The 23,580-nt window shown below is 49.4% G+C and carries 25 protein-coding genes and 1 riboswitch; of the genes, 21 read left to right on the forward strand and 4 right to left on the reverse strand.

The genetic code is table 11. The annotated features are described in order from the left end of the window. Window positions 1–368: 368 nt before the first annotated feature. The 8 genes from ACFRAM_RS20835 to ACFRAM_RS20870 all read left to right on the forward strand — a co-directional run bounded on the left by ACFRAM_RS20835 (window position 369) and on the right by ACFRAM_RS20870 (window position 8,149). Window positions 369–1,223 carry an AraC family transcriptional regulator gene (locus tag ACFRAM_RS20835; protein WP_379467684.1) on the forward strand — a complete coding sequence of 285 codons (855 nt, stop codon included), beginning with the start codon at window positions 369–371 and terminating at the stop codon, window positions 1,221–1,223. Window positions 1,224–1,358: 135 nt separating this feature from the next. Beyond that, window positions 1,359–2,225 (forward strand): DUF6923 family protein, encoded by an 867-nt coding sequence (locus ACFRAM_RS20840; protein WP_379467686.1) that lies wholly within the window; start codon window positions 1,359–1,361, stop codon window positions 2,223–2,225. Window positions 2,226–2,259: 34 nt separating this feature from the next. Beyond that, window positions 2,260–3,624, forward strand: a complete 1,365-nt coding sequence (locus ACFRAM_RS20845) for an ABC transporter substrate-binding protein (RefSeq protein WP_379467688.1) — start codon at window positions 2,260–2,262, stop codon at window positions 3,622–3,624. 125 nt (window positions 3,625–3,749) lie between these two features. Further along, window positions 3,750–4,640 carry a carbohydrate ABC transporter permease gene (locus tag ACFRAM_RS20850; RefSeq protein ID WP_379467690.1) on the forward strand — a complete coding sequence of 297 codons (891 nt, stop codon included), beginning with the start codon at window positions 3,750–3,752 and terminating at the stop codon, window positions 4,638–4,640. An 82-nt stretch (window positions 4,641–4,722) separates the two neighbouring features. Next, entirely contained in the window at window positions 4,723–5,559 is an 837-nt protein-coding gene (locus ACFRAM_RS20855) for a carbohydrate ABC transporter permease (RefSeq protein ID WP_379467761.1), read from the forward strand. A gap of 12 nt (window positions 5,560–5,571) precedes the next feature. Further along, entirely contained in the window at window positions 5,572–6,429 is an 858-nt protein-coding gene (locus tag ACFRAM_RS20860; protein ID WP_379467692.1) for a metallophosphoesterase family protein, read from the forward strand. Then, a complete protein-coding gene (locus ACFRAM_RS20865) occupies window positions 6,426–7,628 on the forward strand; it encodes a Gfo/Idh/MocA family protein (RefSeq protein WP_379467694.1) in 1,203 nt (400 codons plus the stop codon). The genes ACFRAM_RS20860 and ACFRAM_RS20865 overlap by 4 nt, the downstream gene beginning before the upstream one ends. 2 nt (window positions 7,629–7,630) lie before the next feature. Next, a complete protein-coding gene (locus ACFRAM_RS20870) occupies window positions 7,631–8,149 on the forward strand; it encodes a GNAT family N-acetyltransferase (protein ID WP_379467696.1) in 519 nt (172 codons plus the stop codon). A gap of 52 nt (window positions 8,150–8,201) precedes the next feature. Here the strand turns inward: ACFRAM_RS20870 and ACFRAM_RS20875 are convergent, their stop codons facing one another. Continuing rightward, entirely contained in the window at window positions 8,202–9,389 is a 1,188-nt protein-coding gene (locus tag ACFRAM_RS20875; RefSeq protein WP_379467698.1) for an MFS transporter, read from the reverse strand. 134 nt (window positions 9,390–9,523) lie between these two features. On the opposite strand from ACFRAM_RS20875, the gene ACFRAM_RS20880 reads away from it, so the two are divergent. From ACFRAM_RS20880 to ACFRAM_RS20910, 7 genes are all read left to right on the forward strand, one after another. Continuing rightward, window positions 9,524–9,862, forward strand: a complete 339-nt coding sequence (locus ACFRAM_RS20880; protein ID WP_066379808.1) for a winged helix-turn-helix transcriptional regulator — start codon at window positions 9,524–9,526, stop codon at window positions 9,860–9,862. Window positions 9,863–9,950: 88 nt separating this feature from the next. Continuing rightward, a complete protein-coding gene (locus ACFRAM_RS20885) occupies window positions 9,951–10,793 on the forward strand; it encodes a class I SAM-dependent methyltransferase (protein ID WP_379467708.1) in 843 nt (280 codons plus the stop codon). Beyond that, window positions 10,790–11,371 carry a hypothetical protein gene (locus ACFRAM_RS20890; RefSeq protein ID WP_379467710.1) on the forward strand — a complete coding sequence of 194 codons (582 nt, stop codon included), beginning with the start codon at window positions 10,790–10,792 and terminating at the stop codon, window positions 11,369–11,371. Before ACFRAM_RS20885 ends, ACFRAM_RS20890 begins: the two co-directional genes overlap by 4 nt. Window positions 11,372–11,388: 17 nt before the next feature. After that, the gene (locus ACFRAM_RS20895) at window positions 11,389–12,318 is read left to right on the forward strand and encodes an aminoglycoside phosphotransferase family protein (RefSeq protein WP_379467712.1); all 930 of its coding nucleotides are present in this window, start codon (window positions 11,389–11,391) and stop codon (window positions 12,316–12,318) included. 95 nt (window positions 12,319–12,413) lie between these two features. After that, window positions 12,414–12,851 carry a HEAT repeat domain-containing protein gene (locus tag ACFRAM_RS20900; RefSeq protein WP_379467714.1) on the forward strand — a complete coding sequence of 146 codons (438 nt, stop codon included), beginning with the start codon at window positions 12,414–12,416 and terminating at the stop codon, window positions 12,849–12,851. Between the two features lie 159 nt (window positions 12,852–13,010). Beyond that, a riboswitch (TPP riboswitch) is annotated at window positions 13,011–13,117 on the forward strand. 115 nt (window positions 13,118–13,232) lie between these two features. Then, complete coding sequence (gene thiC, locus ACFRAM_RS20905; RefSeq protein WP_379467716.1) at window positions 13,233–15,026, forward strand: phosphomethylpyrimidine synthase ThiC; 1,794 nt, start codon at window positions 13,233–13,235, stop codon at window positions 15,024–15,026. 86 nt (window positions 15,027–15,112) lie between these two features. Then, window positions 15,113–15,697 carry a hypothetical protein gene (locus ACFRAM_RS20910; RefSeq protein ID WP_379467718.1) on the forward strand — a complete coding sequence of 195 codons (585 nt, stop codon included), beginning with the start codon at window positions 15,113–15,115 and terminating at the stop codon, window positions 15,695–15,697. Window positions 15,698–15,768: 71 nt separating this feature from the next. Here the strand turns inward: ACFRAM_RS20910 and ACFRAM_RS20915 are convergent, their stop codons facing one another. Both ACFRAM_RS20915 and ACFRAM_RS20920 read right to left on the reverse strand, forming a co-directional pair. After that, window positions 15,769–16,128 (reverse strand): hypothetical protein, encoded by a 360-nt coding sequence (locus tag ACFRAM_RS20915; RefSeq protein ID WP_379467720.1) that lies wholly within the window; start codon window positions 16,126–16,128, stop codon window positions 15,769–15,771. Between the two features lie 75 nt (window positions 16,129–16,203). Next, window positions 16,204–17,748, reverse strand: coding sequence for an acetate--CoA ligase (locus ACFRAM_RS20920; RefSeq protein ID WP_379467763.1), 1,545 nt, complete (start codon window positions 17,746–17,748; stop codon window positions 16,204–16,206). 549 nt (window positions 17,749–18,297) lie between these two features. Between ACFRAM_RS20920 and ACFRAM_RS20925 the strand changes: the two genes are divergently transcribed. Further along, on the forward strand, window positions 18,298–19,020 hold the full coding sequence (locus ACFRAM_RS20925) for a stalk domain-containing protein (protein WP_379467722.1): 723 nt from the start codon (window positions 18,298–18,300) through the stop codon (window positions 19,018–19,020). Window positions 19,021–19,148: 128 nt separating this feature from the next. Here ACFRAM_RS20925 and ACFRAM_RS20930 read toward each other — a convergent pair whose 3' ends face one another. Next, entirely contained in the window at window positions 19,149–19,277 is a 129-nt protein-coding gene (locus tag ACFRAM_RS20930; protein ID WP_083205578.1) for a DUF4023 family protein, read from the reverse strand. 236 nt (window positions 19,278–19,513) lie between these two features. Between ACFRAM_RS20930 and ACFRAM_RS20935 the strand changes: the two genes are divergently transcribed. Genes ACFRAM_RS20935 through ACFRAM_RS20955 form a run of 5 tightly spaced genes read left to right on the forward strand, consistent with a single transcriptional unit; the run spans window position 19,514 to window position 23,527 of the window. Next, the gene (locus ACFRAM_RS20935) at window positions 19,514–20,878 is read left to right on the forward strand and encodes a NosD domain-containing protein (protein ID WP_379467724.1); all 1,365 of its coding nucleotides are present in this window, start codon (window positions 19,514–19,516) and stop codon (window positions 20,876–20,878) included. Next, complete coding sequence (locus ACFRAM_RS20940) at window positions 20,875–21,402, forward strand: nitrous oxide reductase accessory protein NosL (protein ID WP_379467727.1); 528 nt, start codon at window positions 20,875–20,877, stop codon at window positions 21,400–21,402. Before ACFRAM_RS20935 ends, ACFRAM_RS20940 begins: the two co-directional genes overlap by 4 nt. Before the next feature lie 24 nt (window positions 21,403–21,426). Continuing rightward, window positions 21,427–22,248, forward strand: a complete 822-nt coding sequence (locus ACFRAM_RS20945) for an ABC transporter permease (protein WP_379467729.1) — start codon at window positions 21,427–21,429, stop codon at window positions 22,246–22,248. Then, window positions 22,241–22,954, forward strand: a complete 714-nt coding sequence (locus ACFRAM_RS20950; RefSeq protein WP_379467731.1) for an ABC transporter ATP-binding protein — start codon at window positions 22,241–22,243, stop codon at window positions 22,952–22,954. The genes ACFRAM_RS20945 and ACFRAM_RS20950 overlap by 8 nt, the downstream gene beginning before the upstream one ends. A 9-nt stretch (window positions 22,955–22,963) precedes the next feature. Continuing rightward, window positions 22,964–23,527 carry a peroxiredoxin family protein gene (locus ACFRAM_RS20955; RefSeq protein ID WP_379467733.1) on the forward strand — a complete coding sequence of 188 codons (564 nt, stop codon included), beginning with the start codon at window positions 22,964–22,966 and terminating at the stop codon, window positions 23,525–23,527. Window positions 23,528–23,580 lie beyond the last annotated feature (53 nt).

A 23,580-nucleotide genomic window follows, 5' to 3' on the forward strand; every position in this document is an offset into this window, starting at 1 on the left:
AGCTTCCGGACTGATTTTGAATAAGTAGAGGGCACCATCCTGTGCAGCAGGATAGCAGTCAGTGTTCTAATCAGTTAACTCATGATTGGCTGAAGCTAGCTGAAAAGCCATAAAACCAAAAAAGACAGCGAGTCCCGATAACGGAGACTCGCTGTTTTTTTATATTTGGCTAAAGTTCATGGTATGAAATGACTCGGTCATCTCCGTTAATGAGTTATAACAGATGTGCTGTCCTGTGATGCATGAATATCGTAACAGTTGGAGTATATTCCAGGTCGAGCAGCAAAGTGGATTTACAAATGTTTTACAGCTCATTGACGCGGCGCGCATATATGGCTGATAGATTGGGGGGACAAGGGGTGATGGCTATGAAAAATTTTACAGAAACGGTCTCCACGACATCTCAGCCTGTTCTGGCAAGTGACAACCTGGGTTGGGATAAGCTCAAGGTCTCACAATGGTACAGTCCGCAGCAAGCGTTTAGTCCCTCGCCGGAGCCCAAGTACTTGGTAGGAATCCATTGTACGGCTTATTACGAAAATTATTATACGATTCATATTACCCCATGCAACGAAAGCCTCCTCTGCCCTTGGGGCAAGACGTCGTTATATTTCCTGAATATTGAGATTACTCCTTCTGTGATTGAAGAGGTCGCCCGTGAATCCGGATTTTTGACGGAAGGCCACATTCAATTAGACCGCAAATTCCATGTCAAAGATTCCAAGCTCCTGCAGTTAGGGCTCTGGATGCTGGAAGAATTGCAGAATGGCGGAGCGAAGGGGAAAATATACAGCGATTCACTGTCCAATATGCTAATCATTCATTTACTGCAGCACTACTCCTCTGTCATTCCCCAACATTCTAGCGGCAAAACGCTTGCGAACCAGGAGATTTTCCGCGTGATTCAATACATGCGGGAAAACCTGGAAGAAGATGCTCCACTGACTGAGCTGGCCGCGAAGGCTAATATGAGTCAGTCCCACTTTATCCGTGTCTTCAAACAGCAGACCGGTTTTACTCCTCATCACTATTTAATCCGCCTCCGCATTGAACGCTCCAAATTCCTGATCCGATCAGGGAAGGTAGGTTTGAAGGAAATTGCTGCTCAAGTCGGTTTTGCCGACCAAGGGCATTTTACCAGAGTCTTTAAACGGGAGACTGGATTGACTCCGAAGTTGTATGCCTATCAAATTTCTGCTAAACCAGGTTCTATGTCGGAATAAATATGCAAATGAGAGTTTTATTCAAGGAAAGAAGTATTTTGTTCAATAGGAGGGGGATAGGTCAGCCCTAGAATGAGATTAAGGTCAGGCGTAAGGACGTGCTGGGCCAAGATCATTCTAGGAGGAGAGAAGAACATGAAAGTTGCGAGGTTTTGGGGTCTGGTTGTTGCGGGAGTGATGGTGTCCAGTTCAGTGTCTATGTCTTCGGTACTTGCAGATCCGGTAGAAATGGAAAATCCGGGAAGTGATTTTGCAATTACAGCAGCCGCTGAACCCTGGCATGAAGTGTCCAAGCAAACCTTCTGGCTGTTAGATGCCCTGGAACGGGGGCAAGGGGTAACGACGGATGGGAACGCATGGATTTTCAGCTCACCTTATGGCCTGCTTCGTACAGCACTGGACGGCAAGACGGTAATCGCACGTAATCCTTTGGCGATTCCACCCCACCTGAGCGCACTTGGTGGCGATCATATCGGGGATATCTCTTACTACAACGGGACGCTCTATGTTCCTATTGAAGATGGAAAAAAATACGAACATCCTTATATCGCTCTTTTTGATGCCAATACCTTGCAGTATACCGGAACTTCTTACGCGCTGCCGCTGGATCTTCATCCAGGAGGAGTCCCATGGGTTGCTGTGGATGCTGCCCGCGGGCAGGTATACACGGCGAAATGGAACAATGCTGATGTGTTAAACGTGTTCAGCCTTGACGACATGCACCTGATCAAGACGGTTCCGCTTAGTCAAAGCATTGACCGGGTTCAAGGTGCTGCGATGTACAACGGATCTCTCTATGCTTCTTCAGATAATAAGACTCAGACGCTCTATCGGGTCGATGTGGATAACGGCAATGTGTCAGTTGCACTGGATCGTAATTTGCCCAGTGGTACCGAAGCCCAGGGCATTGCAGTGCTGCCGACGGCCGATGGAGCCCAGCTTCACATTCTCGATGTAGGTTCCAACCGTGTTACCGTAAACTTCCGTCACTATTCTTTCTAAATCCAAACGAAGCTTAACAAAGGAGCCTACAGAAATGATGAAGCAATCGAAACTGATATTGTTCTTGATGGGATGTACTCTACTAGCCACAGGCTGTGGTCAATCTAATAATAATAGTGTTACAGAAGCTGCTGCAGACCCTACCGCGAAGCCGGCTGCAAGTGCAGAAGCTACTGAAGCGCCGAGCACACAGAACGTAGAAATTACCTTTTATTATCCGGTTAACGTCGGGGGGCCACTGACCAAAGTCATCGATACTATGGCCAAATCCTTCATGGAGACGCACCCTGGGATTAAAGTGAATCCTGTATACACCGGCAATTATGGCGATAATACAGTGAAAATTCAAGCCGGTGTTCAGGCCAAGCAGCCGCCGGATGTAGCTGTAATGATGTCCACGGAATTGTACAGCATGCTCGATATGAATGCTATTGTTCCGCTGGATGAATGGATCGCCAAGGATACAGACGTTAATATGGATGATTTCTATCCTGCTTTTATGGAAGATACGCAAACTGAAGGCAAAACCTACAGCCTTCCGTTTCAACGAAGCACAATTGTCATGTACTACAACAAAGAGATGTTCAAGGAAGCCGGCTTAGATCCTGAGAAGCCACCGACAACCTGGGCTGAGCTCGTATCCTATGCCGGAAAGCTGAACAAAGACGGTCATGCTGGTCTGGAAATCCCGGGCAATGACGACTCCTATTGGATGTTTCAAATGCTTGCAAGGCAAAATGCGACAGATCCTAAGCAAAATATTATGTCCGATGACGGTAAAAAAGCGATGTTCAACACACCTGAGAATGTGGAATCCCTCCAGTTTTGGCTGGACCTGTCCCGCAAAGATAAGGTAATGCCAGAAGGTGTAATTGACTGGGCTACCGTACCGACTGACTTTATTCAGGGCAAGACAGCAATGATGATGCACACAAGCGGTAACCTGACGAATGTCAGAACAAATGCCAAGTTCGATTTCGGTGTGGCTTTCCCGCCTGCACAGAAACAATTTGGATCACCTACGGGCGGCGGCAACTTGTACATCTTTAAAGACACTTCGCCTGAGAAGCAAGCAGCAGCCTGGGAATTTGCTAAATATATGACTGCTCCAGAGCAGGCCGCACTGTTCAGCAGCTCCTCCGGCTATGTGGGCGTACGCAAATCAGCCTATGATACAGAAGCCATGAAGAAGTACACGACTGATTTCCCGCAAGCACTGGTTGCACGCGATCAACTGCAGTATGCATTCAGAGAGTTGTCCACGCATAACCACGGTAAAGTGTCGACGGCGATCACGAATCAGATTCAAGCCGCTTTAGCCGGGCAAGTGGACGCTGCTGGTGCACTGCAGAAAGCGCAGGAAGAAGCCGATCAGGCTCTAGCCCCGTTCAATAAGTAAAGAAGGCAACGGATAAAGACAGAGTGATTTTGGAGTACGCCGGGAGGGTCTCAGTCCCAAGCGTACTCCATTCTATACCGTGAATTGGAATGATCCAGAGCCCGTGGCAGAAAGGACGGAAAGGCATGCTTGCCGGATGGAGTGAAAAGCTTAAACGAAATAGTTTTGGCTGGGGGCTGGTGTTGCCCTCACTGCTATTTCTCTGTTTATTTACCTACTACCCAATGTTGAAATCCGTGTGGCTTAGTTTATATGAAAAGAATCTGGCGACTCCTGAACCTGTGTTCGTCGGGTTGGGGAATTATGCAAACCTGCTTAAAGATCAGGTGTTTAGAAAAGTGGTAGCAAACAATATTTGGTTTGCTGTCGGAACGGTTCCCGTTTCAGTGGGACTCGCGTTTGTCATGGCGCTGTTTGCCGACAAGGCGATTAAGGGACGCGGGGTTGCCCGCCTTGCATTTTTTTATCCGAATATGATTCCAATGATCGCCGTGGCGAACATTTGGTTGTTTCTGTATACACCGCATTTCGGGCTGTTCGCCAGGTTTGCCGCCTGGATCACGGATCAGCCGGTCAATCTGCTGGGGAACCCCGATACCGTAATGGGGGCGCTTATTGTCATGATGGTCTGGAAGGAAGCTGGCTACTTCATGATTTTCTATTTGGCAGGGATGCAGCAGATTCCGAAAGATCTGTATGAAGCCGCAGCGGTCAGCGGTGTTGGCACATTCAACTCTATACGGCGGATTACCATTCCGCTCACGATGCCAACCACGCTGTTTGTCATGGTGGTCGCGATCACCAATTCCTTTAAACTGGTCGATCATCTATGGATTATGACCAAGGGTGGTCCGAACAATTCCAGCAACTTACTCTTGTACTATATCTACGAAAATACCTTTAACTTCTACGATCAGGGAATGGCTGCTGCGATGACCGTTGTGATGATCGGTCTGTTGCTCATTATCTCGTCCCTCCAGTTCTTTGGGTGGGATCGTAAAATTCATTACGAATAGGACGGGGCTCATGGACAATCCATTAAAGCTGTCACTTCTGCCAAGGCAGAAGAAAAGCAGGTTGGCAGAAGAAGAGCGGGCTATGCACCGGGATCGGCGGTTCGGTCGAAGACTTCTTCAAGTGCTGTGGCATGGCATCGGCTTCGGCGTGGTGGCGCTCTGGATCATCCCTTTTTTATGGGTGGCCAGAACGGCCTTTTTGCCGAAAGCCTCGGCTGTGGATACAGGCTGGTCCTGGGGGTGGACGCTCGATAACCTAACTCGGGTGTGGCAAGCGGCACCCTTTGGGCAATTCTTTTTAAATACGTTATTGGTCTGTACTGGCGTTCTCGCTGTTCAGTTAGTTACGTTGACCATGGCCGCCTACTCATTTGCGCGGGTGCGCTTCGTGGGCAGAGAGTTAGTATTTATGTTGTTTTTAGTGCAAATCATGGTACCGCCCGATGTTCTAATCTTCTCTAACTATCAGATTTTAAGTGACATGGGTCTGCTGGATACCAAGATCGGGATTATGCTGCCTTACTTCGCATCAGCCTTCGGTGTCTTCCTGCTACGGCAGTCTTTCAAGCAATTGCCGTATGAACTGGAAGAGGCCGCACATGTAGAAGGGGCTTCACGTCTGCGCATTCTGGCGCAAATTTATGTTCCGTTATCCCGGCCGGTATATGTGTCATTTGCGATCGTCTCTTTCAGCTTCCACTGGAATGATTTCTTATGGCCGCTGATCGTGACCAATTCCGAAGAGAACCGGCTGTTGACCGTAGGTCTGGCGATGTTCGCGAAATCTACGGAGTCAGGGGCGCAATGGAGTGATGTAAGCGCGGCGACGCTAATTGTATCGGCACCTCTTATGCTGGGGTTCTTGTTGTTCCAGCGTAAGGTGATAGGCAGTTTTATGCACTCAGGAATCAAAGGCTAAGGGGGACTCAGATTGAAGTTAGCTATAATTGGAGATTTGCATTACCCGGATGAACTGACCAGCGATGAGCCTTCGATAGCCGCTGCCCGTGATGCTTATTATGAACGCTTCATGGATCTGTTCTTATCCCTGGAGGCTGATTATTATATTTCGATTGGTGATTTAACACATGCAGGAGAAGCCGCCGAATTCAAGTATGTCATGCGTCACATCGAGAAGCGTGGTCTACGCGACCGTTTTCTTCATGTGCTAGGTAATCATGATACGTATACGCATCCGAAGAGCGATATTCTTGCGTTAACCCGGTTGAAGAGATATGAAGTGATCGAGGAGCATGACGCAAGAATTATACTGCTAGATACCGCTCGTGAAATCCGGGAGGATTGGAGCGGCACCATAGACGAGGAACAGTTGAACTGGCTGCACAACCAATTCAGACAGGACCCGGACAAGCCGCTGATCGTGATCGGCCATCATCCGCTTTATGGGACAACTGCAAGATCGACCGAAAGCATGATGTCACTCGATCCTGACCTCACGGTTTGGCCGCTGTTTGAACAGTGGCAGGGAGCCGGATTTTATTTTAACGGACATAATCACGTGAATTCCATTGTTCAACAAGAGCACTGGCACTTCATCCAGACGGCAGCTGTGCCGGATGTACCCTCTGTGCGAATGGTGAACATTATAGACCAGGAAGTTAACGTAGAAACGATCAGCTTCGCCAGTGATGCCTTCTCTAACTGGGCGTCAGTCTTTACCCCACACATGTACGATTATGAGAGACATCCCGGCTGTGAAGGTGACACGTCAGCGCTGGAACTCTTCGTCAATGCCCAAACAGCCCGTAAAGGAGTTGCACCGAAATGAGTCGTAAGCCTGTAAAATTAGCCATTGTTGGCGGGAATCGGGGGGCCAGCTTTATGAACGCCCTATCCTCGCTCTCTGACCGAATTCAATTGACTGCAACCTGTGATTTGAATGAATGGGTGCTTCTTCAGTGGAAGGAGAAATTCCCTGAAATCCGTACCTATCGAGATTATCATGAAATGCTGAAAGACCCCTCGGTGGATGCTGTTTTTATATTAAGTCCGATGCATCTGCATGCCAGACAATCCATCGACGCACTGAATGCTGGCAAGCATGTGCTGAGTGAAGTCATTGCTACCCGAACGTTAGAAGAAGCGTGGGAGCTGATCGAGACCGTAGAGCGCACGGGACTTAAGTATATGATGTCCGAAAATTATTGCTTCTCCCGTTCCAATCTGACGATCAAGCATATGGCGGATCAGGGGATGTTCGGTGAGATTACATACCTGGAGGGCGGGTATATCCATGACCTGCGCCACTTGATCCACCATCCGGATGGCTCGCTTACTTGGCGGGGCCAGTTGCATCAACAATTTAATGGAATTAATTATCCGACACATTCCATTGGACCGATTGCGCAGTGGATCAATCTGAACAAGGAGGGCGGAGACCGCTTGAAGCAGGTCTCTACCTTTGTATCCAAATCGAGATCGCTCCAGCGCTACTTTAGCGAGCATTTTGGCAAGGATCATCCGGCTGCGGGGAACGGATTTTGGCAGCAGGGCGATAGTGCAGTAGCCATTTTGCAGACTGAGAAGGGTGTGCTGATTGAATTACGTGTGGATTGGACCTCCGTAAGGCCCCACAATAAAACGCATTATTTACTGCAAGGTACCGAAGGCGCCTTTATTACAGGCCGTCATCAGCAGGAAGATGATTTGATCTGGTTCAAGAACCGGTCGCCTCAGCATGTAGAGGACGGGTCGGAGATGTGGGAGCCTCTGCAGAACTACCAGCCGCAGTATGATCACCCGACGTGGAAACAATGGGGGGCATTTGCGGCAGGGACGAAGCATGGCGGGGGTGATTTTCTAGTATTGGAGGAATTTATTTCGGCCATCCAGGAGGACCGGGAGCCTTCAGTCGATGTGTATGATGCGGTTACTTGGAGTTCGATTTTCTCCCTATCCATGGAATCGGTGAAGGCCGGCGGACAAGCCATTCCCTTTCCGGATTTTAAGTCGAAGAGGGGGGAGTAACGATGGGACAAGGACTGTCGAAGCTTATTATGCAGAAGAAGACGCTAGACGATTTACCACCATTTCTATGTCCAACGGGCTTTCGAATGATGCACTATCAGCATGGAGATGAACGCAACTGGGAGGACCTCATCCGTCATTCTTTTACAAGAGACGTGAAGTTTGCGGATAAAATTGGCGATGTAGTCCCGCTCTACTCCGATCGCTTATTATTTCTCTGTAAGGGAGACCAGCCTGTCGCTACTGCCACTGCCTGGGAGACAGCAAGTCACAGCTGGTATTTGCATATGGTGGGTGTGATGCCCGAGTATTCCGGGAGAGGCTTGGGATTTGCGGCAAGCCTTGCCGCCCTGCATAAGATGCGGGAAGAGGGCGGGGGAACTGCCTATTTGGAGACAGATGATTTCAGGTTGCCAGCTATTCAAATTTATCGAAAATTGGGCTTCACACCAGTCCATGTAGATGAGAGTCACCCTGGAAGATGGGAACGGATTCTTCAGCAACTGGGTCCCTCTGTTTAACTGTAAGAAAAGCTTCCCTTCAGGGAGGCTTTTCTTCTTATGAGGGTGAACGTTAAGCCTTGTGCCTCTTCTCTACACGTTGTCCCCATAGCGTAACTAACAACCCCACCAGCGTCACCAAAGCGGCTACCCAGGTCAAGGATTGAAGTCCCAGTGGACTGTCCAGTACGATTCCTCCGAGCCAAGCGCCGCCTGCACCACCAAGATTAAAAGCGCCGATATTGAGTGCGGAGGCCAGGTTGGGTGCAGCACTGGCTTTATCGAGAACACGGATCTGGAACCCGGGTACCGTACCAAAGGCGGCGAATCCCCAGATGAAGATCGTGATCACTGTAGCGATTTTGTTGTGGCTTGTGAAAGTGAACAGGGTCATCACAACAGCAAGAAGGATCAGCATCCCGATCAGGGAAGGCATCAGCTTCCAATCTGCTAATTTTCCACCTGTTATATTCCCAAGGGTTAAGCCAGCACCGAACAGGAGCAGCAGAATCGTCACGGTGCTTTCCTGGAAGCCGGCAATTTCCGTCAGGAAGGGGGAAATGTAAGTGAAAATAACAAACACTCCTCCGAATCCCAGAACCGTCATCAGCAGGGTGAGTAGAACCTGAGGATTACGCAGAACACGTATTTCTTTTCGAAAACTGGGTGTCTCCTGACTCTTCAGCTTCGGAACGAATATGGCTAAGGTGATCAACGAGAACAGACCCAGCAGAGACACGACCCCGAATGTCGAACGCCAGCCATGACTTTGTCCGATCCAGGTCCCTAATGGAACGCTGAGTATGTTCGCTAGAGTGACGCCGATGAACATCATAGCGATCGCAGTAGCTTTTTTATCCGGACTGACGATACTGGCGGCGACGATAGAACCGATCCCGAATACCGTGCCATGAACGACAGCAGACAGAATACGTGCAATCATCAGAACTGTATAATCGCTGGCGACCATGCTGATCAAGTTGGCACCTACGAATAGGGCCATTAGCGCCAGGAGTAGCGTTTTCCTGGGTAGACGGACTGTTAATGCGGTCAGTAACGGCCCGCCAATGGCCACCCCTAATGCATAGCCTGACACCAGCAGCCCTGCTTTGCTGATAGAGATATGGAGATCATTGGCTACGTCAGGCAGAAGCCCCATAATAACAAATTCAGTTGTACCGATAGCAAACGCACTGATCATCAAAATATAGATGGCTATGGGATAAGATGTTTTGGCATTGTTAGTCGTAGTTGCTTGCATATACTGTACTCCCCTCTTGCTGTTGATTATAAGAACGTATTTGATTATGCTTGAATGGTAGAGTTCTGAGAAGTACGCACTTTATTTCGCGTTAGTTTCTTTGAAGTAAGTGTAAGTGAAGGAGGCAATGCCGAATGAGACCTACTGAATGTGATTATGCTGCGAACGTAACGCTTGGAATCATTGAGGGAAAATGGAAGCTATTGCTTCTCTGTCATCTGCGCAATGGCACCAAACGATTCAGTGAGTTCGCTCATCTGATACCCGGGATCACACAGAAAGTGCTGACCTACCAGCTAAGAGAGTTAGAGGCACACGGACTGATCAAGCGTGAGGTGTATCCGGTCATTCCGCCCAAAGTGGAATATTCATTAACCGAATACGGGGAAAGTTTAGTTCCATTGATGGATTTGATGAATCTTTGGGGAGAGAATCATAGGGAACGAAATAAGCCAACGGAACGGATCTGTTAATGATAGATAGAAGAATAGGCAGGAGGGCTCTGGAGTCGGGAGAATGACTTTCGGGGCCTTTTTTGGGAGCTAATGATAGAGGTGACTGATGATTGAGACAATTGTAGACAGTATGGGAGTCAGCGGGGAAGGTGCCGCTATTCAGAGGATTCAAACGGCGCACCGCCTGAAGCTGATTCAATTCTGGGAGATCCCGCAAGGCGCCAAGGTGCTTGAGATTGGCTGCGGCCAAGGCGATACGACTGCGGCACTGGCGTACACCGTTGGCGCTTCTGGACGTGTTCACGGGATAGATATTGCTTCCCCTGATTATGGCTCACCGCTCACCCTGGGCGAGGCTTGCAGCAGGCTCATGGCGTCTGAGCTTGGGAGACAGATCCAGATCCAATTTGAGACAGATATTCTGTCGCCGGAGGTGGATTTTTCGGAAGGAGCCTTTGATTATATTGTGTTTGCCCATTGTGCATGGTACTTTCAATCCGCTGAGCAATTAAGGAAGACTCTGTCCAAAATCAGACCATGGGGCAAAAAGCTATGTCTGGCCGAATGGGATATTCGTGTATCCATTCCTGAACAGCTCGCCCATTACAACGCGGTCATGATTCAGGCCCAGTGTGAAGCCTTCAAGCAGAGCAGTCTGTCCAATGTGAGAACGCTGTTCTCTCCGCTGGACCTGAAAGAGATCGCCCGAAGCGCTGGCTGGCACGTTGAACAGGAGACTTCGGTGTATTCCCCTGACCTGCAGGATGGAGAGTGGGAAGTGGCTATGACCTTGGAGATGTACCCTGAGGAGATTGCAGCGATCACTGAGATTCCCGGAAAGTTCAAGGAACTGATGCTGTCGCAAATCGGGCAGTTGAAGGAACGGGCTGAAATGGGAAAAGTTAAACCGTTGTCTGTATTTACTTTTACGGCAGGAGGAACCTCATGACTCAATTCCATTACATCGGCTCACCGGTGGAGCTGCCGCTCGGCGAGAGGGGAAGCGTACTGTCTTCCAAAACGCGCAGCGAAATGTTAGCCTCCCCGGAATATCAAGCGAAGCGCGAGGAGCTTAAGCAACAGGGCATGGTTCCACTGGAGGAAATTTTCGATCTGTCCCATCTGCGGGACGAGGACTGTCTCGTATATGATACGGAAGAAGATGCCGGGGGTATATATATTGAAGCGCTGGGCTACTGGAATGAGGAGATCCGCAAGCATTTTCAGAGCCCTTATATATACAAAATCTCTCCGAATTGGGGTAGTTTCACGGCAAAACCAGCAGATCAGGAGACTCGCCCAGATTCAGAGAACGCCTCACTTAAATGCTGCCGGGAATTGTTCAAGCTGATGCAGGATTTTGGCGTACCTGGTTCTGTATTCGAGCTATACAGCTGCTGGGCGGACGAGGAGGGTGACCTGCGCAATAAGAAGTATGACCGTGTAATTGATCTCTCTACATTTAGCCTGGAGCAGGGATTTGACTTGCTGGAAAAAGAATATATTGTGGTGAATCTTCCTACGTAGATACAGGAGGGATGCAGGTGGAGCGGTTGTTGGGTATTCCCGGCGCGAGCGCATGGACGAAGATAGAGCCTGTCCTCAAGGGCTGGTCTAATGATAAAAAGTATTATATCGAGGACACCGGCGGCCGCAAGCTTCTGCTGCGGGTGTCGGACGGGAAGAATCATGCACAGAAGCAAGCGGAGTATGAAATGATTCGGATGGTCAATAAGCTCGACTTTCCCATGTCGCGGGCAGTAGATTTCGGCGCATGGGGTGAAGGAGCGGAGCGCAGTACATATATGCTTTTGACTTGGGTGTATGGCCAGCCGCTGGAGGACTGCCTGCTGTCTTTGGCAGAAGAACAACAGTATGCACTTGGTGTTGAAGCCGGAAGAATCCTCAAGCAGATTCATGCGATTCCGAACAACTGTGACCTGGCAGATTGGGAAAGTAGAATGCAGGCCAAGATATTACAGAGAGTGCAGGAGTATGAGAAGGACTGCCCCTTCCGGGTTGCAGGTGACGTGATGGCGATTGCTTTTGTCAGGGAGCATATCGGGGCGATTTCTCAAGTGGAAAAAGTGTATCAGCACGGCGACTTCCATATCGGAAATCATATTTACACAAGTGAGGGCCGGATTGGCGTCATCGACTTCAATCGCTGGGATAACGGCGATTATGCTGAAGAATTTTACAAGCTGCAAGCATTCGACCGGGAGCGTAGTATTGCTTTTACACGAGGGAAGCTGGATGGTTATTTCGGCGGGCCTCCCCCTGAGGATTTCTGGATCAGACACGCCTTGTATGTGGCCTATACTTCGCTCTATTCAATCCAATGGGCGATTCCGTTCGGAACGGCTGATATTGAGGGGATGCAGGCGCGCTGCCGGATGGCGTTCGAGGACTATGATCACTTTCAAAGATTGGTCCCGCATTGGTATGCGGAAGGAAGAGCCCGGGGACGGTAAGACGGGATAATTATTTGTTTGTCCAAAAGATTGATATTGGGGACAGCGGTACGGTAGAATTGGTACAGATTGATTATAGAAGGGAATTGTGACTTTTGAACAACGAAGAAGTGCAGCAAGAGCTGCCGGAAAATTATGAGCAGTTAAAGAAGGAAGCGGGTCGTTCCGCGGATTGGAAAGCCCGCCTGGCGGCAGTGGAGGAGCTTGGCCTTACACCGCATAAGCAGGTTATTGATATTTTGAAGCGTTTGGTGGAGAACGATCCTGTATATACCGTACAAGAGGCGGCTTACCGTGCGCTGGTGGCTTTTGGTGAAGAGGTTCAGGAACCGTCCAAGAACAAACCTGAACTATTTAAGGGCTTATCCAAGATTCTGCTGAGAATCAAGAAGAGTCTGCCGAAAGACCATTCATATGAGGACTTCAAAGAGAAGTTCAAGAAGATGAGAATCGACATTTACGACGCTTACGAAGGTGAAAAAGGCGCCGATTTTGACCAATGGCTGGAGAGCAAATGGCAATCGGCTAAATAGTTTTATGCAGGAACTAACCCTCTCTGACAGGAGAGGGTTTTTGGCGTTATCCGTCTGCTGGCTGGTTATCCGCTCTTAGCACAAAACATCCGGCCTTATGGCGGCAGCGGGTGTTGACGAATTCCAATTATACCGTTAACTTATATATTAACTAAATAAGATAACCACTAGGGGAGCCTGAATGGGCTGAGACGGGAAAATTGCATTCCCGGACCCTTGAACCTGATCTGGATCATACCAGCGTAGGAAAGTGGAGACGGGACTTTTTTTCTGTATAGCTATGTCTTTTTGCTGGCTGTTCATGGATAAAGCCGCTCCACATGGAGCGGCTTTTTTGGCGCTTGTCTTATTTATATCCCATAGTACAGGAGGATGCATAAGATGGCACATGAACACGAGCAGGACAAGAAACGAGAGTATGATAAGGTGGACCTTTCAGCTTTTCCGGGTAGTCGCAAGGTGTATGTGGAAGGGCAACATCCCGATATCCGGGTACCCATGCGGGAGATTGAGCTCAGCCGCACCGAGGGTATTGCCGGCGAAATGGAGAATGTCCCTGTACGTGTCTATGATACTAGCGGACCTTATACAGACAGCGAGATTGAGACCGACATTCGTCAGGGGCTGCTGCCTCACCGTAAGTTATGGATTGAGCAGCGTGGGGATGCCGAATGGTATCAGGGACGGACTATTAAACCAGAAGATAACGGACATGCGATGGGAAAATCGGCCGTGGAGGCGTTCCCGGGATTGCAACGGCACCCGCTTCGGGCAAAAGCTGGCCGGAATGTTACACAGCTGCACTACGCGCGAAAAGGTATCATCACTTCTGAGATGGAGTATATATCCATTCGGGAGAATGTTAGTCCTGAATTCGTTAGGGATGAGGTAGCGAGCGGACGCGCCATTATTCCAGCTAATATTAATCACCCGGAAAGTGAGCCGATGATTATCGGGCGCAACTTCCTTGTGAAGATCAACGCGAATATTGGGAACTCTGCTGTATCCTCTTCCATCGAGGAAGAAGTGGAGAAAATGAGGTGGGCCACCCGCTGGGGTGCTGACAACATTATGGATCTCTCTACCGGCAAAAATATTCATCATACCCGGGAATGGATTATCCGCAATTCTCCAGTGCCGATCGGTACTGTGCCGATCTATCAGGCTTTGGAAAAGGTGAATGGAAAAGCAGAGGATCTGACGTGGGAAGTTTACCGTGATACGCTGATTGAGCAGGCGGAACAGGGTGTGGATTATTTTACAATTCATGCTGGGGTGCTGCTTCGTTACATCCCCCTGACAGCCGGACGAATGACGGGTATTGTCTCCCGTGGCGGGTCGATTATGGCGGCCTGGTGTCTGGCCCATCATCAAGAGAACTTCCTTTACACGCATTTCGAGGAGATTTGTGAAATTATGAAGGCCTATGATGTCGCCTTCTCTCTGGGAGACGGGCTGCGGCCGGGATCTATCGCTGATGCCAATGACGAGGCCCAGTTCGCGGAGCTGGAGACGCTGGGTGAACTGACGACATTGGCTTGGAAGCATGATGTTCAGGTCATGGTGGAGGGTCCGGGCCATGTGCCGATGCATCTGATCAAGGAGAATATGGACAAGCAGCTTGAGCATTGTCATGGAGCGCCTTTTTATACGCTGGGTCCCTTAACCACGGACATTGCACCGGGCTATGACCATATTACTTCCGCTATCGGGGCAGCCATGATCGGCTGGTTCGGGACGGCGATGTTATGCTATGTCACGCCCAAGGAGCATTTGGGACTGCCGAACAAGAACGACGTGCGGGAAGGTGTGATTGCTTACAAAATTGCTGCCCACGCCGCTGATCTGGCCAAAGGCCATCCAGGTGCCCAAGAGCGGGATAACGCGCTGTCCAAAGCACGCTTTGAGTTCCGTTGGCGGGATCAGTTCCATCTGTCGCTCGATCCTGAGAGGGCACTGGAGTATCATGATGAGACGCTGCCAGCGGAAGGCGCCAAGACGGCCCATTTCTGCTCCATGTGCGGCCCGAAATTCTGCAGTATGCGTATTTCTCACGATATTCGCAACTCTGGAAGAGTGCAGGATGATCCCATGCAGGAGCAGGAAGCCATCGTTGCTGGGATGCGCGAGAAATCTGCTGAGTTCAGAGTGGGCGGCAGCCAGATATATCAATAGAGGTGACGTCAGGAGTTGCATCGGCAGGCACATTGGGGATAATAGAGAGTAGATAACACTACCCTACAGATGCAAAGGATGAAGACATGTCAGTTCAAAATTTAACGCGAAAGTTTCAGGAGTACCTTCAATTATCGGACAGTCTACGGCCCGGATACTCTGCCAGCCTGGGAACGGGACAAGCGGAGAGCGAGGCGGGAATAGCGGCAATTGTGCCTGAACTGCCAGAACTGTTAGCGGCCATATATAATACAGTATCAGGTACAAGCAGCGAGGAAGAGGAACCAAGTCTTATTGAGTTTGTGCCGGGATACCGCCTGATTCACAGAGACGAATATGAGCAGGAGATGAAGGTGCTGGCAGGGATACTGGCAGATAAAGGCCATCCGGTAGAGGGAATAGCTCTGCCCCTCCTGACCAATTATGGAAGTGATTTCATCTGCTACTATCGATCTGCAGATGGTACAGAGCGGATTTGCGATCTGCTTCACGACTTTGGAGATTTAGTGGTAATGTATGATTCTCCTGCTATGTTCCTGGAGACGCTTAGCGAGTTCTACCGCCAAGAAGTGTATTTCCTCGATGAAGACGGTTATCTAGACTGCGATCTGATCAGGGAAGGCGAGGTAGGAGCGGAAATGAATCCAGATGCCTCCTATTGGTCGGAGTAGCGGAGGACAAGTAGTTTTCCTATGTTTACAGAGAAAAAGCAGCCCGATGGGGCTGCTTTTTTTATAATGATTCAAGTCTGCTCTGCGGCTTGTACCCATACCAGATAGAATATTTTGTCGTTATCGACGTATTCTTCATCTGCAAAAACCTTTCGATCTCCAAAGCCGGCCGTATTAGCCCGAACTAATTCAAACAGTAGAGCATAGGCCAGTTTGGAATCGGTCGTTCTATATCCGTCATAGTCGTATCCGATTTTATTATACGCGTCGCTTGATACCCATTCGTAGGCTTCACGGGTCGTCTCAAACTCCATTTCTTCGTTGTACCAGCGTATAGCCGGGTCTATTCTAAGAGGAGTTCTAGTCTCCCGGGTTTTCAAGAAAAAAACTTCCTGATGCGTACCCTCATTGAGATCTTCGTTCGTCCCCATTCCAAGCCACCTCTCTTTCCATAATTCATTGTATAGAAAGAAAATAAAGAATAGACATTATTCAGACATTCTCACTTACTCCGCAGCGCTCTGCTCCTGCTGGCGCAGTTCCACCCGCCGGATTTTTCCGGAGGCTGTCTTGGGCAGGTCGGTGACAAATTCGATTTTGCGCGGATATTTGTAAGGGGCGGTGATCTCCTTGACATGGGTCTGGAGTTCCTTAACCAATCCGTCTGTGCCCTCATGTTCATCCTTGAGTACGATAAAGGCTTTGACTACATGGCCGCGAATCTCATCAGGACTAGCGACAACGGCACATTCCTTGACAGCGGCATGCTTCATAAGTGCATCCTCTACTTCAAAAGGGCCAATCGTATAGCCCGAGCTGATGATGATGTCATCGCCACGGCCTTCGAACCAGAAATATCCGTCCTCGTCCTTGCGCGCCCGGTCTCCGGTGACAAAGTACTCACCATGCGAGGCGTTGGCCTTACGGTCAGGGTCCTTGTAGTAGGTTTTGAACAAGGCTGGCATGCTGAGATGCACGGCAATATCTCCAACAATTCCCGGCGGCAGCGGAATACCATCTTCGTCAATAACCTCTACGAGGCCCGGCGCGATGGATTGACCCATGGAGCCAATTCGGACAGGCTTGTCCTTCAGCGCAGCAATAATCAGTGTGCTTTCGGTCTGGCCATAGCCGTCACGAATCGTGATATCGAAGTGCCGCTGGAAGGTATGAATGACTTCCTGATTCAGCGGTTCACCAGCGGAGACGGCGCAGCGGAGCTGAGACAGATCGTAGTGCTCCAGCCCTTCTGTCTTGGCCATCAGGCGGTATTCTGTCGGCGTACAGCACAAGACCTGAATGGCATGATCCTGTAGCAGCTGCAAATAACGCTTCGGCCCAAAAGTGCCATGGTAAACAAAACCGGTTGCCCCGTTGCCTAGTACGGACAGGAAGGGGCTCCAGATCCACTTTTGCCAGCCCGGCGCGGCGGTTGCCCAGACAGTATCCGACTCGCGAATGTCGAGCCAAAGCGAGGACGTAATTCTCAAGTGGGCATAACCCCAACCGTGACTGTGCACGACTGCCTTGGGATTGCCAGTTGTACCGGAGGTGTAAGCCAATATAGCGATATCGTCCCGATGGCTGGCCGCTGCCGGATAGACATCCGGTTGACCGACCATGAGGCCCTCCAGATGTACCCAGCCAGTGGCCTCTTCCTGATACTCAGTCGTTCCGGTCACGGCCAGTCGGTAATCAAGGGCAGGCAGATCGTCAGCGATGAGATCTACTTCATTAGTAGTATCGGACCAGGCGATTACAGCTCTGGCTTCCGAGTGCCGCAGCCGATAGGATAGATCCTTGGCGCGCAGCATCTCAGATGAAGGGATGACAGCTAGTCCCAGCTTCAGACAGGCCAAATAGATTACATAAGCAATGATTTTTCTTGGAACCATAACGAGTACGCGGTCTCCCTGGTGAAGACCTAGATTCGACAATCCTCCAGCAAGGCGGTTGGCCTGCTTGCGCAGTTCCCCGTAAGTGATTTCCTCGTAGTCTCCGTTTTCACTAAGCCATTTCAGTGCTATTTTTTCCGGGGGATGGTGTTCCATTTCCGAAGTCAAATTATACGTTTCAGGTGCGATCCAATGTGGATTGTTCAAGTTGAACCCTCTCCTAATGAATAGAATGTGTGCAGCAGATTCACTAAGTATATCACGATATCTTAAATTCCAGATGCTGGAATCATCCTCTCCTGGCTTGTTTAAGGAGGATATTTTGTGACTATATAAGACGAACAAAAGAAAGTAACAAAAAGCGAGAAGGAACGAAGGGGAATGGTTGGAACTGTAGGAGCGAAGCGCTCGCCTGAAAGCTTTCAGTAGGAAAGCTAGCATCGGAAGCATAGACTATCGCCAGATTTCAACCGCTAAAAGCGGCTTATAAATAAGAAATCTGGGAAAAAGAGCGACCGGAAGTCCAAACATTCACCGTAGTGACGACCGAGTCTTACGTGCGGATCTTAAGTTAAGCTTAAATAGTCTTACGCTCCACCGTGAAATACTTCTTTACATCATGGATACAGTTTAGAAACAACTCCTTGGTTTAATAAGACTAAGAAATGCAGAACAACAAATCAATCTTCAAGGAGACGATATCAAATGAAAAGCAAAAAAATGATCATAGCAACAATGGTGTTCGGAATGGCAGTGACAGGATCAGCAGGGGTATATGCAGGAACGAATTTAGAAAAGATCAGCGCGTACCTTAATCATGGCCTTGGCTTCAAAGTCAACGGATCTGCTTATACACCGGTTGATGGCAACGGCAACAAGCTGGCACCAATTACGTACAAGGATACAACTTACCTGCCGGTTCGGGCGTTGGCGGATGCACTGAAAGTGCCAGTTACTTTTGACGGTAAAACCAATCAGGTCATCATAGGCAAAAATGACGGCGGTTCTGCACCAAGCAATGGTGGATCGACTACCCAGCTGTCGGCGATTCAATACACCGCTGCGCAAAAAGAAGCCATTCAGAAGGCCTTTGCCCAGTTTAAAGGTTTTGAGACGGCTTATGCCCCAACACAAATGACCAAAGGCGATGCCTTCGATAAAGTAGCTGCCTCCGATGACGGCGTGAGCTTCCTGTTCAAGCATATGAGAATCGTGATTTCGGCTAGAGATTATTCAGGCGGTTATGCCAGCCAAGCAGTTCAACTGTCCAATGGCGTTAAAGCCAAATGGTACAGTCCTTCCAGCGACACACAACTGCTGGGCTTCAACCTGAATGACCGAGTGGTAACAATCAGTTCCCCAGATAAGAGCCTCACCAAAGCACAATTGGAGAAAGTGGCTGTAGGCGTTGCAAAACTAAGCAAATAATACGATTAAGCTTCACCCCATAAAAGATTCAGCCCATAAAACAGCCCGGCATATCCCTTCACGGATAGCCGGGCTGTTATGAGTATTCGGGAAGGCTGTAGTCCAACTACTGCACTCCCCGAATACTTTTATTTTTTGGTACTATGCTGCTTGTTGGGTAGCTTTGCTTCAGGACTGCCTTGTCCCCGGTGCTTGCTTTTCTCCGCTTTTTTCTGCGTGTCATGCAGCTTTTCCACATACTCGTGGGTATCATCCATCGGTCCTTGCGCCTCCTCACCTTGATAAACTTGCTGTTACTGTAACCAGATCGGCTGCAAAACATACATATCACACGTTAGACACACTCTCTCTGTAAATATAGCTACATCGGGCCATAGGGAAATAGTGTCTGCTTAGGTATACTATGGGCTGAACCGGAAACGCTTTATTCTGTGCAACAATTGTGCAGGTTTTTTATTTTCCAGACGGAGCTAAGGAGTGTACCGAAGTCCAAATGATGAAATATAGCCATTCCCGTGCCAGCCGACAGTTTCTGGTTCTGCTCCTGCTTCCTTTATTGGTTGTAGATCTATTGTTTCCATTGTACTCACAGCCTGCCTATGCGGATTCCGCATCATATCCTCCGGGGCGTTCTCTTCAAGATATCATTGATGCGGCCGAGCCCGGTGATACCATTGATCTTCCTCCTGAAACGTATCAAGGACCTGTCGTGATCCGCACAAGAGTCACCCTTCGAGGGGGAGGCTCCGCTACGCTGATCAATACCACAGGGGATCCGGCCATTACGATTCTCGCAGATGGTGTGACCCTGCAATCGATAAATGTTCAACATGATCAAGACGGTAAAACTACGGCGATTCAGGTCAAGGCCAATGAAGTGACGCTGGAGGGACTAGCCATTCATACGGGTGGGTATGGCATCATGCTGCGCGACGCCGACCGGGCGAAGATTATCCATAACCGTATCCGCTGGTTCATTCCACAAGGTCAGCCAGCAGGGGAACGGGGAAACGGCATCGATCTCTATAATTCCCACGGCAGTCAGATTGGCAATAATGAAATCTCCTATCTACGAGATGGCATTTATCTGGAGAATAGCCGGAACACGACTGTTGACGGGAACAGGTTAACTTATTTACGCTACGGCATCCATTGCATGTATATCAACGGGTCGAAGATTACCAACAATGTTGGGGAATACAATACCACCGGCGCAATGGTGATGGGGGTGACGAATGTGGTCGTCTCGGGTAATTCTTTTGCCAAACAAAGCCGGAATGTGCATTCTCAAGGGATCCTGCTGTACGATGTGCGAACCTCTTCTATTACTAATAATCTAGTTGAAGGAAACAGGGTAGGCATATATATGGAAAAATCTGCCGAGAATAAATTGAGAGACAATGTGGCACTCCGCAATTTCATAGGCATTCAGCTCAGTCAGGCTGCGGGCAATCAATTTCACCGAAATGGATTCATCGCTAACGTTATTGATGCCGAAGCCGTAGACAGCACAGAGAACGTGATGGACGGGAACTATTGGGATTCCTTTCAGGGGCTGGATGTGGACCGGAATGGAATCAGCGATATTCCGTATGCCATTAATCCATTCTATCAGCGGTTAATTTCTCGTAATTCCGCTTATCAGCTATTTTTTCAATCTCCAGGAATGAATTTTCTGAGTGACATGTTTGCAGGGGATAAAGCGAATGGATCAGTTGATCAGGCACCGCTGATGAAGTTGGATACAAAAGCACCCATAGGGACTGTTCGGAAGGATGGAACTGTGATGGTGACCGGCTGGCTGCTGCTCTTTGTCTCGGTTATTACAATAATATATTTGGGGGTATTACGATCATGAAAGTAAGAACAAGTGCCGGACTACTACTGCTCAGTCTACTGATGCTGGTGGTATTAACCGCTTGTGGTGCGAAGAAGTATGAAGCACTTCCTATCAATGAAGAAGTTGACGTCTGTGCCATCTGCAATATGCAGGTCAAGGATGATGCCTTTGCGACACAGCTAACGACGAAGGACGGCAAGAATTACAAGTTCGACGATGTGGGCTGCATGAATCAATGGAAGAAAGAGAATGGGACGGACAAGATCGGGATGGATTTCGTACGGGATTATAACGACAAATCGTGGATTCAGTTCAGCAAAGCAAGTTATGTCTACGATGCAGCCTTACGTACGCCAATGGCCTACGGAGTGATCAGCTTCAAGGACCGGGCATCGGCCGAAGCCTTCGTCAAGGAGCAGGGTGTAGGAACCATTCTGAGTGCAGACGATCTTGCCTCACATGAATGGAAACAAAGCTCCGCCATGGACATGGACATGAATCATGGGGAAGGCCATATGAATGAAGGCATGGGACACAAGTGATTTTTAAAGGCTGGAGAGGTGACTATGACCGATATACTGCAAGTGGCCCGGAGGGAAGTCAAAATGGGTTTCCGCAATCCCTGGGCCTATTCTTTTTTGGTCCTGTTTTGTACGTTCAGCTTAGGTCTGCTAATCATTAATTCCCAGAATATCGTTCAGGGATATTCTGCGATAACAGGTTCTATGCTTAGTCTGGTGTTATATCTGCTGCCGCTGATGACGCTGTTTCTGGGTTCATTCTCTCTGACTGCAGAGAAGGAGGAGGGCAGTTGGCAGCTCCTATCCACCTACCCCATAGGAACGCTATCCTTCATCATCGGCAAGTACACTGGTCTGGCTGTTGTGCTGCTGGTGATCATTGGCTTCGGCTATGGGCTGATGGGTCTGATCAGTGGCCTGCTAGGCACGAGTTTTGACAGTTCCACTTATTTTCTTTTCCTGGCCTTCTCGGCAGGTCTGGTTCTTCTGTTTCTCACCCTTGCCTTATTTATTGGTTCATTATCGCGAAACCGCTGGCAGGCGCTCACGATCTCTGTATCCATCTGGTTTTTCGCCGTGATTGGCTGGCCGACACTTTTAATTTCTATATTAGGCATGGTTCCTTATTTATGGGTTAAGCCACTGCTTGTAGCTGCGACATTCATCAATCCTGCTGAGCTAGTACGTCTGTTTGTAGTCGTTAAGCTTGGGGGCGGGTCTGTGCTAGGTCCTGAATACTTCCAGTGGGTAGAGTGGATTCAGCGTCCGAACGGGAATTTATTGTTTATGGGCGTGTGCCTGCTCTGGATTCTGTGTTCTATTGTTGGCGTGTACCGGATTTGGGAGGGGGGGCGTATCGGTGGATGAAGCTATGGTCCGGGTGACTGGACTGACCAAAGTTATCAAGAAGCAGCCTCTTGTAGAAAATATCGCCTTCAATCTTCCGGCAGGGAATATCCTGGCGTTATGCGGAGGCAATGGTGCGGGAAAAAGCACAGTGCTGCGGATGATCGCCGGCATTCTTCAGCCAACCTCAGGCGACATCACTGTAGGCGGTCTTCGCTGGCATACCCAGCGCAAACAGTTTGCAAAGCAAATTGGCTACATGCCGGACGACTATCAGTTTAACCAGGGGCTAACGGCGGAAGAGGTATTATCCTTCTGGGCTGCCTTGCGGCGCGTCCCCAGACGACGGGTCACAGAAGTGCTGGCTCTTGTAGGCCTGGAAGAGAAACGCAGGAGTCTAGTGAATACCTTCTCCAAAGGCATGCGTCAGCGTGTGCTTTTTGCCCAGGCGCTGCTGGGTGAGCCTCCACTTCTTATTATGGATGAGCCGACAAACGGACTGGACCCGTTCTGGATGAATGAGTTCGCCGGGCTGCTGCAGAACATTCGTGAGGCGGGACATACGGTCATCTTTTCCACACACCAGCTGGAGATTGCCGAACGGGTAGCGGACCGGATATTGTTTCTCAGTGGGGGACGTAGCGTCGGGGAGGGTCCGACAAGGGATATACGGGACCAGCACGGCTCCCTGTATGAAGCTTTTAACCACAGTCTAGGGTTGAAATGAGGTAATCTTGTGCGGAATCATCATCAAAAGCTTCGTCGCATGCGCACTATCTTAATCAGTTTGGCTGCGATTGCTGCAGCAGTATGGGCCATTGTACAATCTGTAATTCCTGGGGAAAAGGGAGCTGACTCCGCAGTGATCGCTCAGGCAGCCGCCCCTGACTTTGAGGCCGTCACGGCCGAAGGCCGGCAGGTGCGGCTCTCTGACTATCGCGGTCAAGTGGTGTTGATCAATTTCTGGGCTTCGTGGTGCAAAGCTTGTGTGACAGAAATGCCGTTAATTCATGACGTTTCCCGTGCCCGCAGTGGCGAGATGACGGCTTTGATGGTTAATGTGGGGGATTCCAAAGGCACCATCTCCGAATATATGAAGAGTCAGAATTTCTTGTTTCCGGTTATTATAGACGTTACCGGCCGGGTCTCCGGCCTGTACGGCATTTCTGGCTTGCCCGCTACCTATATCATAGATAAGGCGGGAACAATCCGGAAGGTGGTCATGGGCGAAATTGCGGATCAAGAACAACTGAATATTTGGCTGGACGTTGCCGCCAAAGCTCCGGAAATTCCAATGTAGTCCCTGCATGATCTTTAATTATTGCAGGGAATCTTTAATTTTTGGGATAGTTT

Source organism: Paenibacillus sp. NPDC056722 (assembly GCF_042790635.1).
In the GTDB taxonomy this organism is placed as follows: Bacteria; Bacillota; Bacilli; order Paenibacillales; family Paenibacillaceae; genus Paenibacillus_AQ; species Paenibacillus_AQ agri.

Coding starts and splice junctions, on each gene's coding strand:
- ACFRAM_RS20945 (WP_379467729.1), top strand. CDS start 21,427: ATGACCGATATACTGCAAGTGGCCCGGAGGGAAGTCAAAATGGGTTTC.
- ACFRAM_RS20840 (WP_379467686.1), top strand. CDS start 1,359: ATGAAAGTTGCGAGGTTTTGGGGTCTGGTTGTTGCGGGAGTGATGGTG.
- thiC (WP_379467716.1), top strand. CDS start 13,233: ATGGCACATGAACACGAGCAGGACAAGAAACGAGAGTATGATAAGGTG.
- ACFRAM_RS20910 (WP_379467718.1), top strand. CDS start 15,113: ATGTCAGTTCAAAATTTAACGCGAAAGTTTCAGGAGTACCTTCAATTA.
- ACFRAM_RS20855 (WP_379467761.1), top strand. CDS start 4,723: ATGCACCGGGATCGGCGGTTCGGTCGAAGACTTCTTCAAGTGCTGTGG.
- ACFRAM_RS20915 (WP_379467720.1), bottom strand. CDS start 16,128: ATGGGGACGAACGAAGATCTCAATGAGGGTACGCATCAGGAAGTTTTT.
- ACFRAM_RS20875 (WP_379467698.1), bottom strand. CDS start 9,389: ATGCAAGCAACTACGACTAACAATGCCAAAACATCTTATCCCATAGCC.
- ACFRAM_RS20940 (WP_379467727.1), top strand. CDS start 20,875: ATGAAAGTAAGAACAAGTGCCGGACTACTACTGCTCAGTCTACTGATG.
- ACFRAM_RS20835 (WP_379467684.1), top strand. CDS start 369: ATGAAAAATTTTACAGAAACGGTCTCCACGACATCTCAGCCTGTTCTG.
- ACFRAM_RS20880 (WP_066379808.1), top strand. CDS start 9,524: ATGAGACCTACTGAATGTGATTATGCTGCGAACGTAACGCTTGGAATC.
- ACFRAM_RS20930 (WP_083205578.1), bottom strand. CDS start 19,277: ATGGATGATACCCACGAGTATGTGGAAAAGCTGCATGACACGCAGAAA.
- ACFRAM_RS20885 (WP_379467708.1), top strand. CDS start 9,951: ATGATTGAGACAATTGTAGACAGTATGGGAGTCAGCGGGGAAGGTGCC.
- ACFRAM_RS20845 (WP_379467688.1), top strand. CDS start 2,260: ATGATGAAGCAATCGAAACTGATATTGTTCTTGATGGGATGTACTCTA.
- ACFRAM_RS20935 (WP_379467724.1), top strand. CDS start 19,514: ATGATGAAATATAGCCATTCCCGTGCCAGCCGACAGTTTCTGGTTCTG.
- ACFRAM_RS20890 (WP_379467710.1), top strand. CDS start 10,790: ATGACTCAATTCCATTACATCGGCTCACCGGTGGAGCTGCCGCTCGGC.
- ACFRAM_RS20925 (WP_379467722.1), top strand. CDS start 18,298: ATGAAAAGCAAAAAAATGATCATAGCAACAATGGTGTTCGGAATGGCA.
- ACFRAM_RS20865 (WP_379467694.1), top strand. CDS start 6,426: ATGAGTCGTAAGCCTGTAAAATTAGCCATTGTTGGCGGGAATCGGGGG.
- ACFRAM_RS20920 (WP_379467763.1), bottom strand. CDS start 17,748: ATGGAACACCATCCCCCGGAAAAAATAGCACTGAAATGGCTTAGTGAA.
- ACFRAM_RS20850 (WP_379467690.1), top strand. CDS start 3,750: ATGCTTGCCGGATGGAGTGAAAAGCTTAAACGAAATAGTTTTGGCTGG.
- ACFRAM_RS20870 (WP_379467696.1), top strand. CDS start 7,631: ATGGGACAAGGACTGTCGAAGCTTATTATGCAGAAGAAGACGCTAGAC.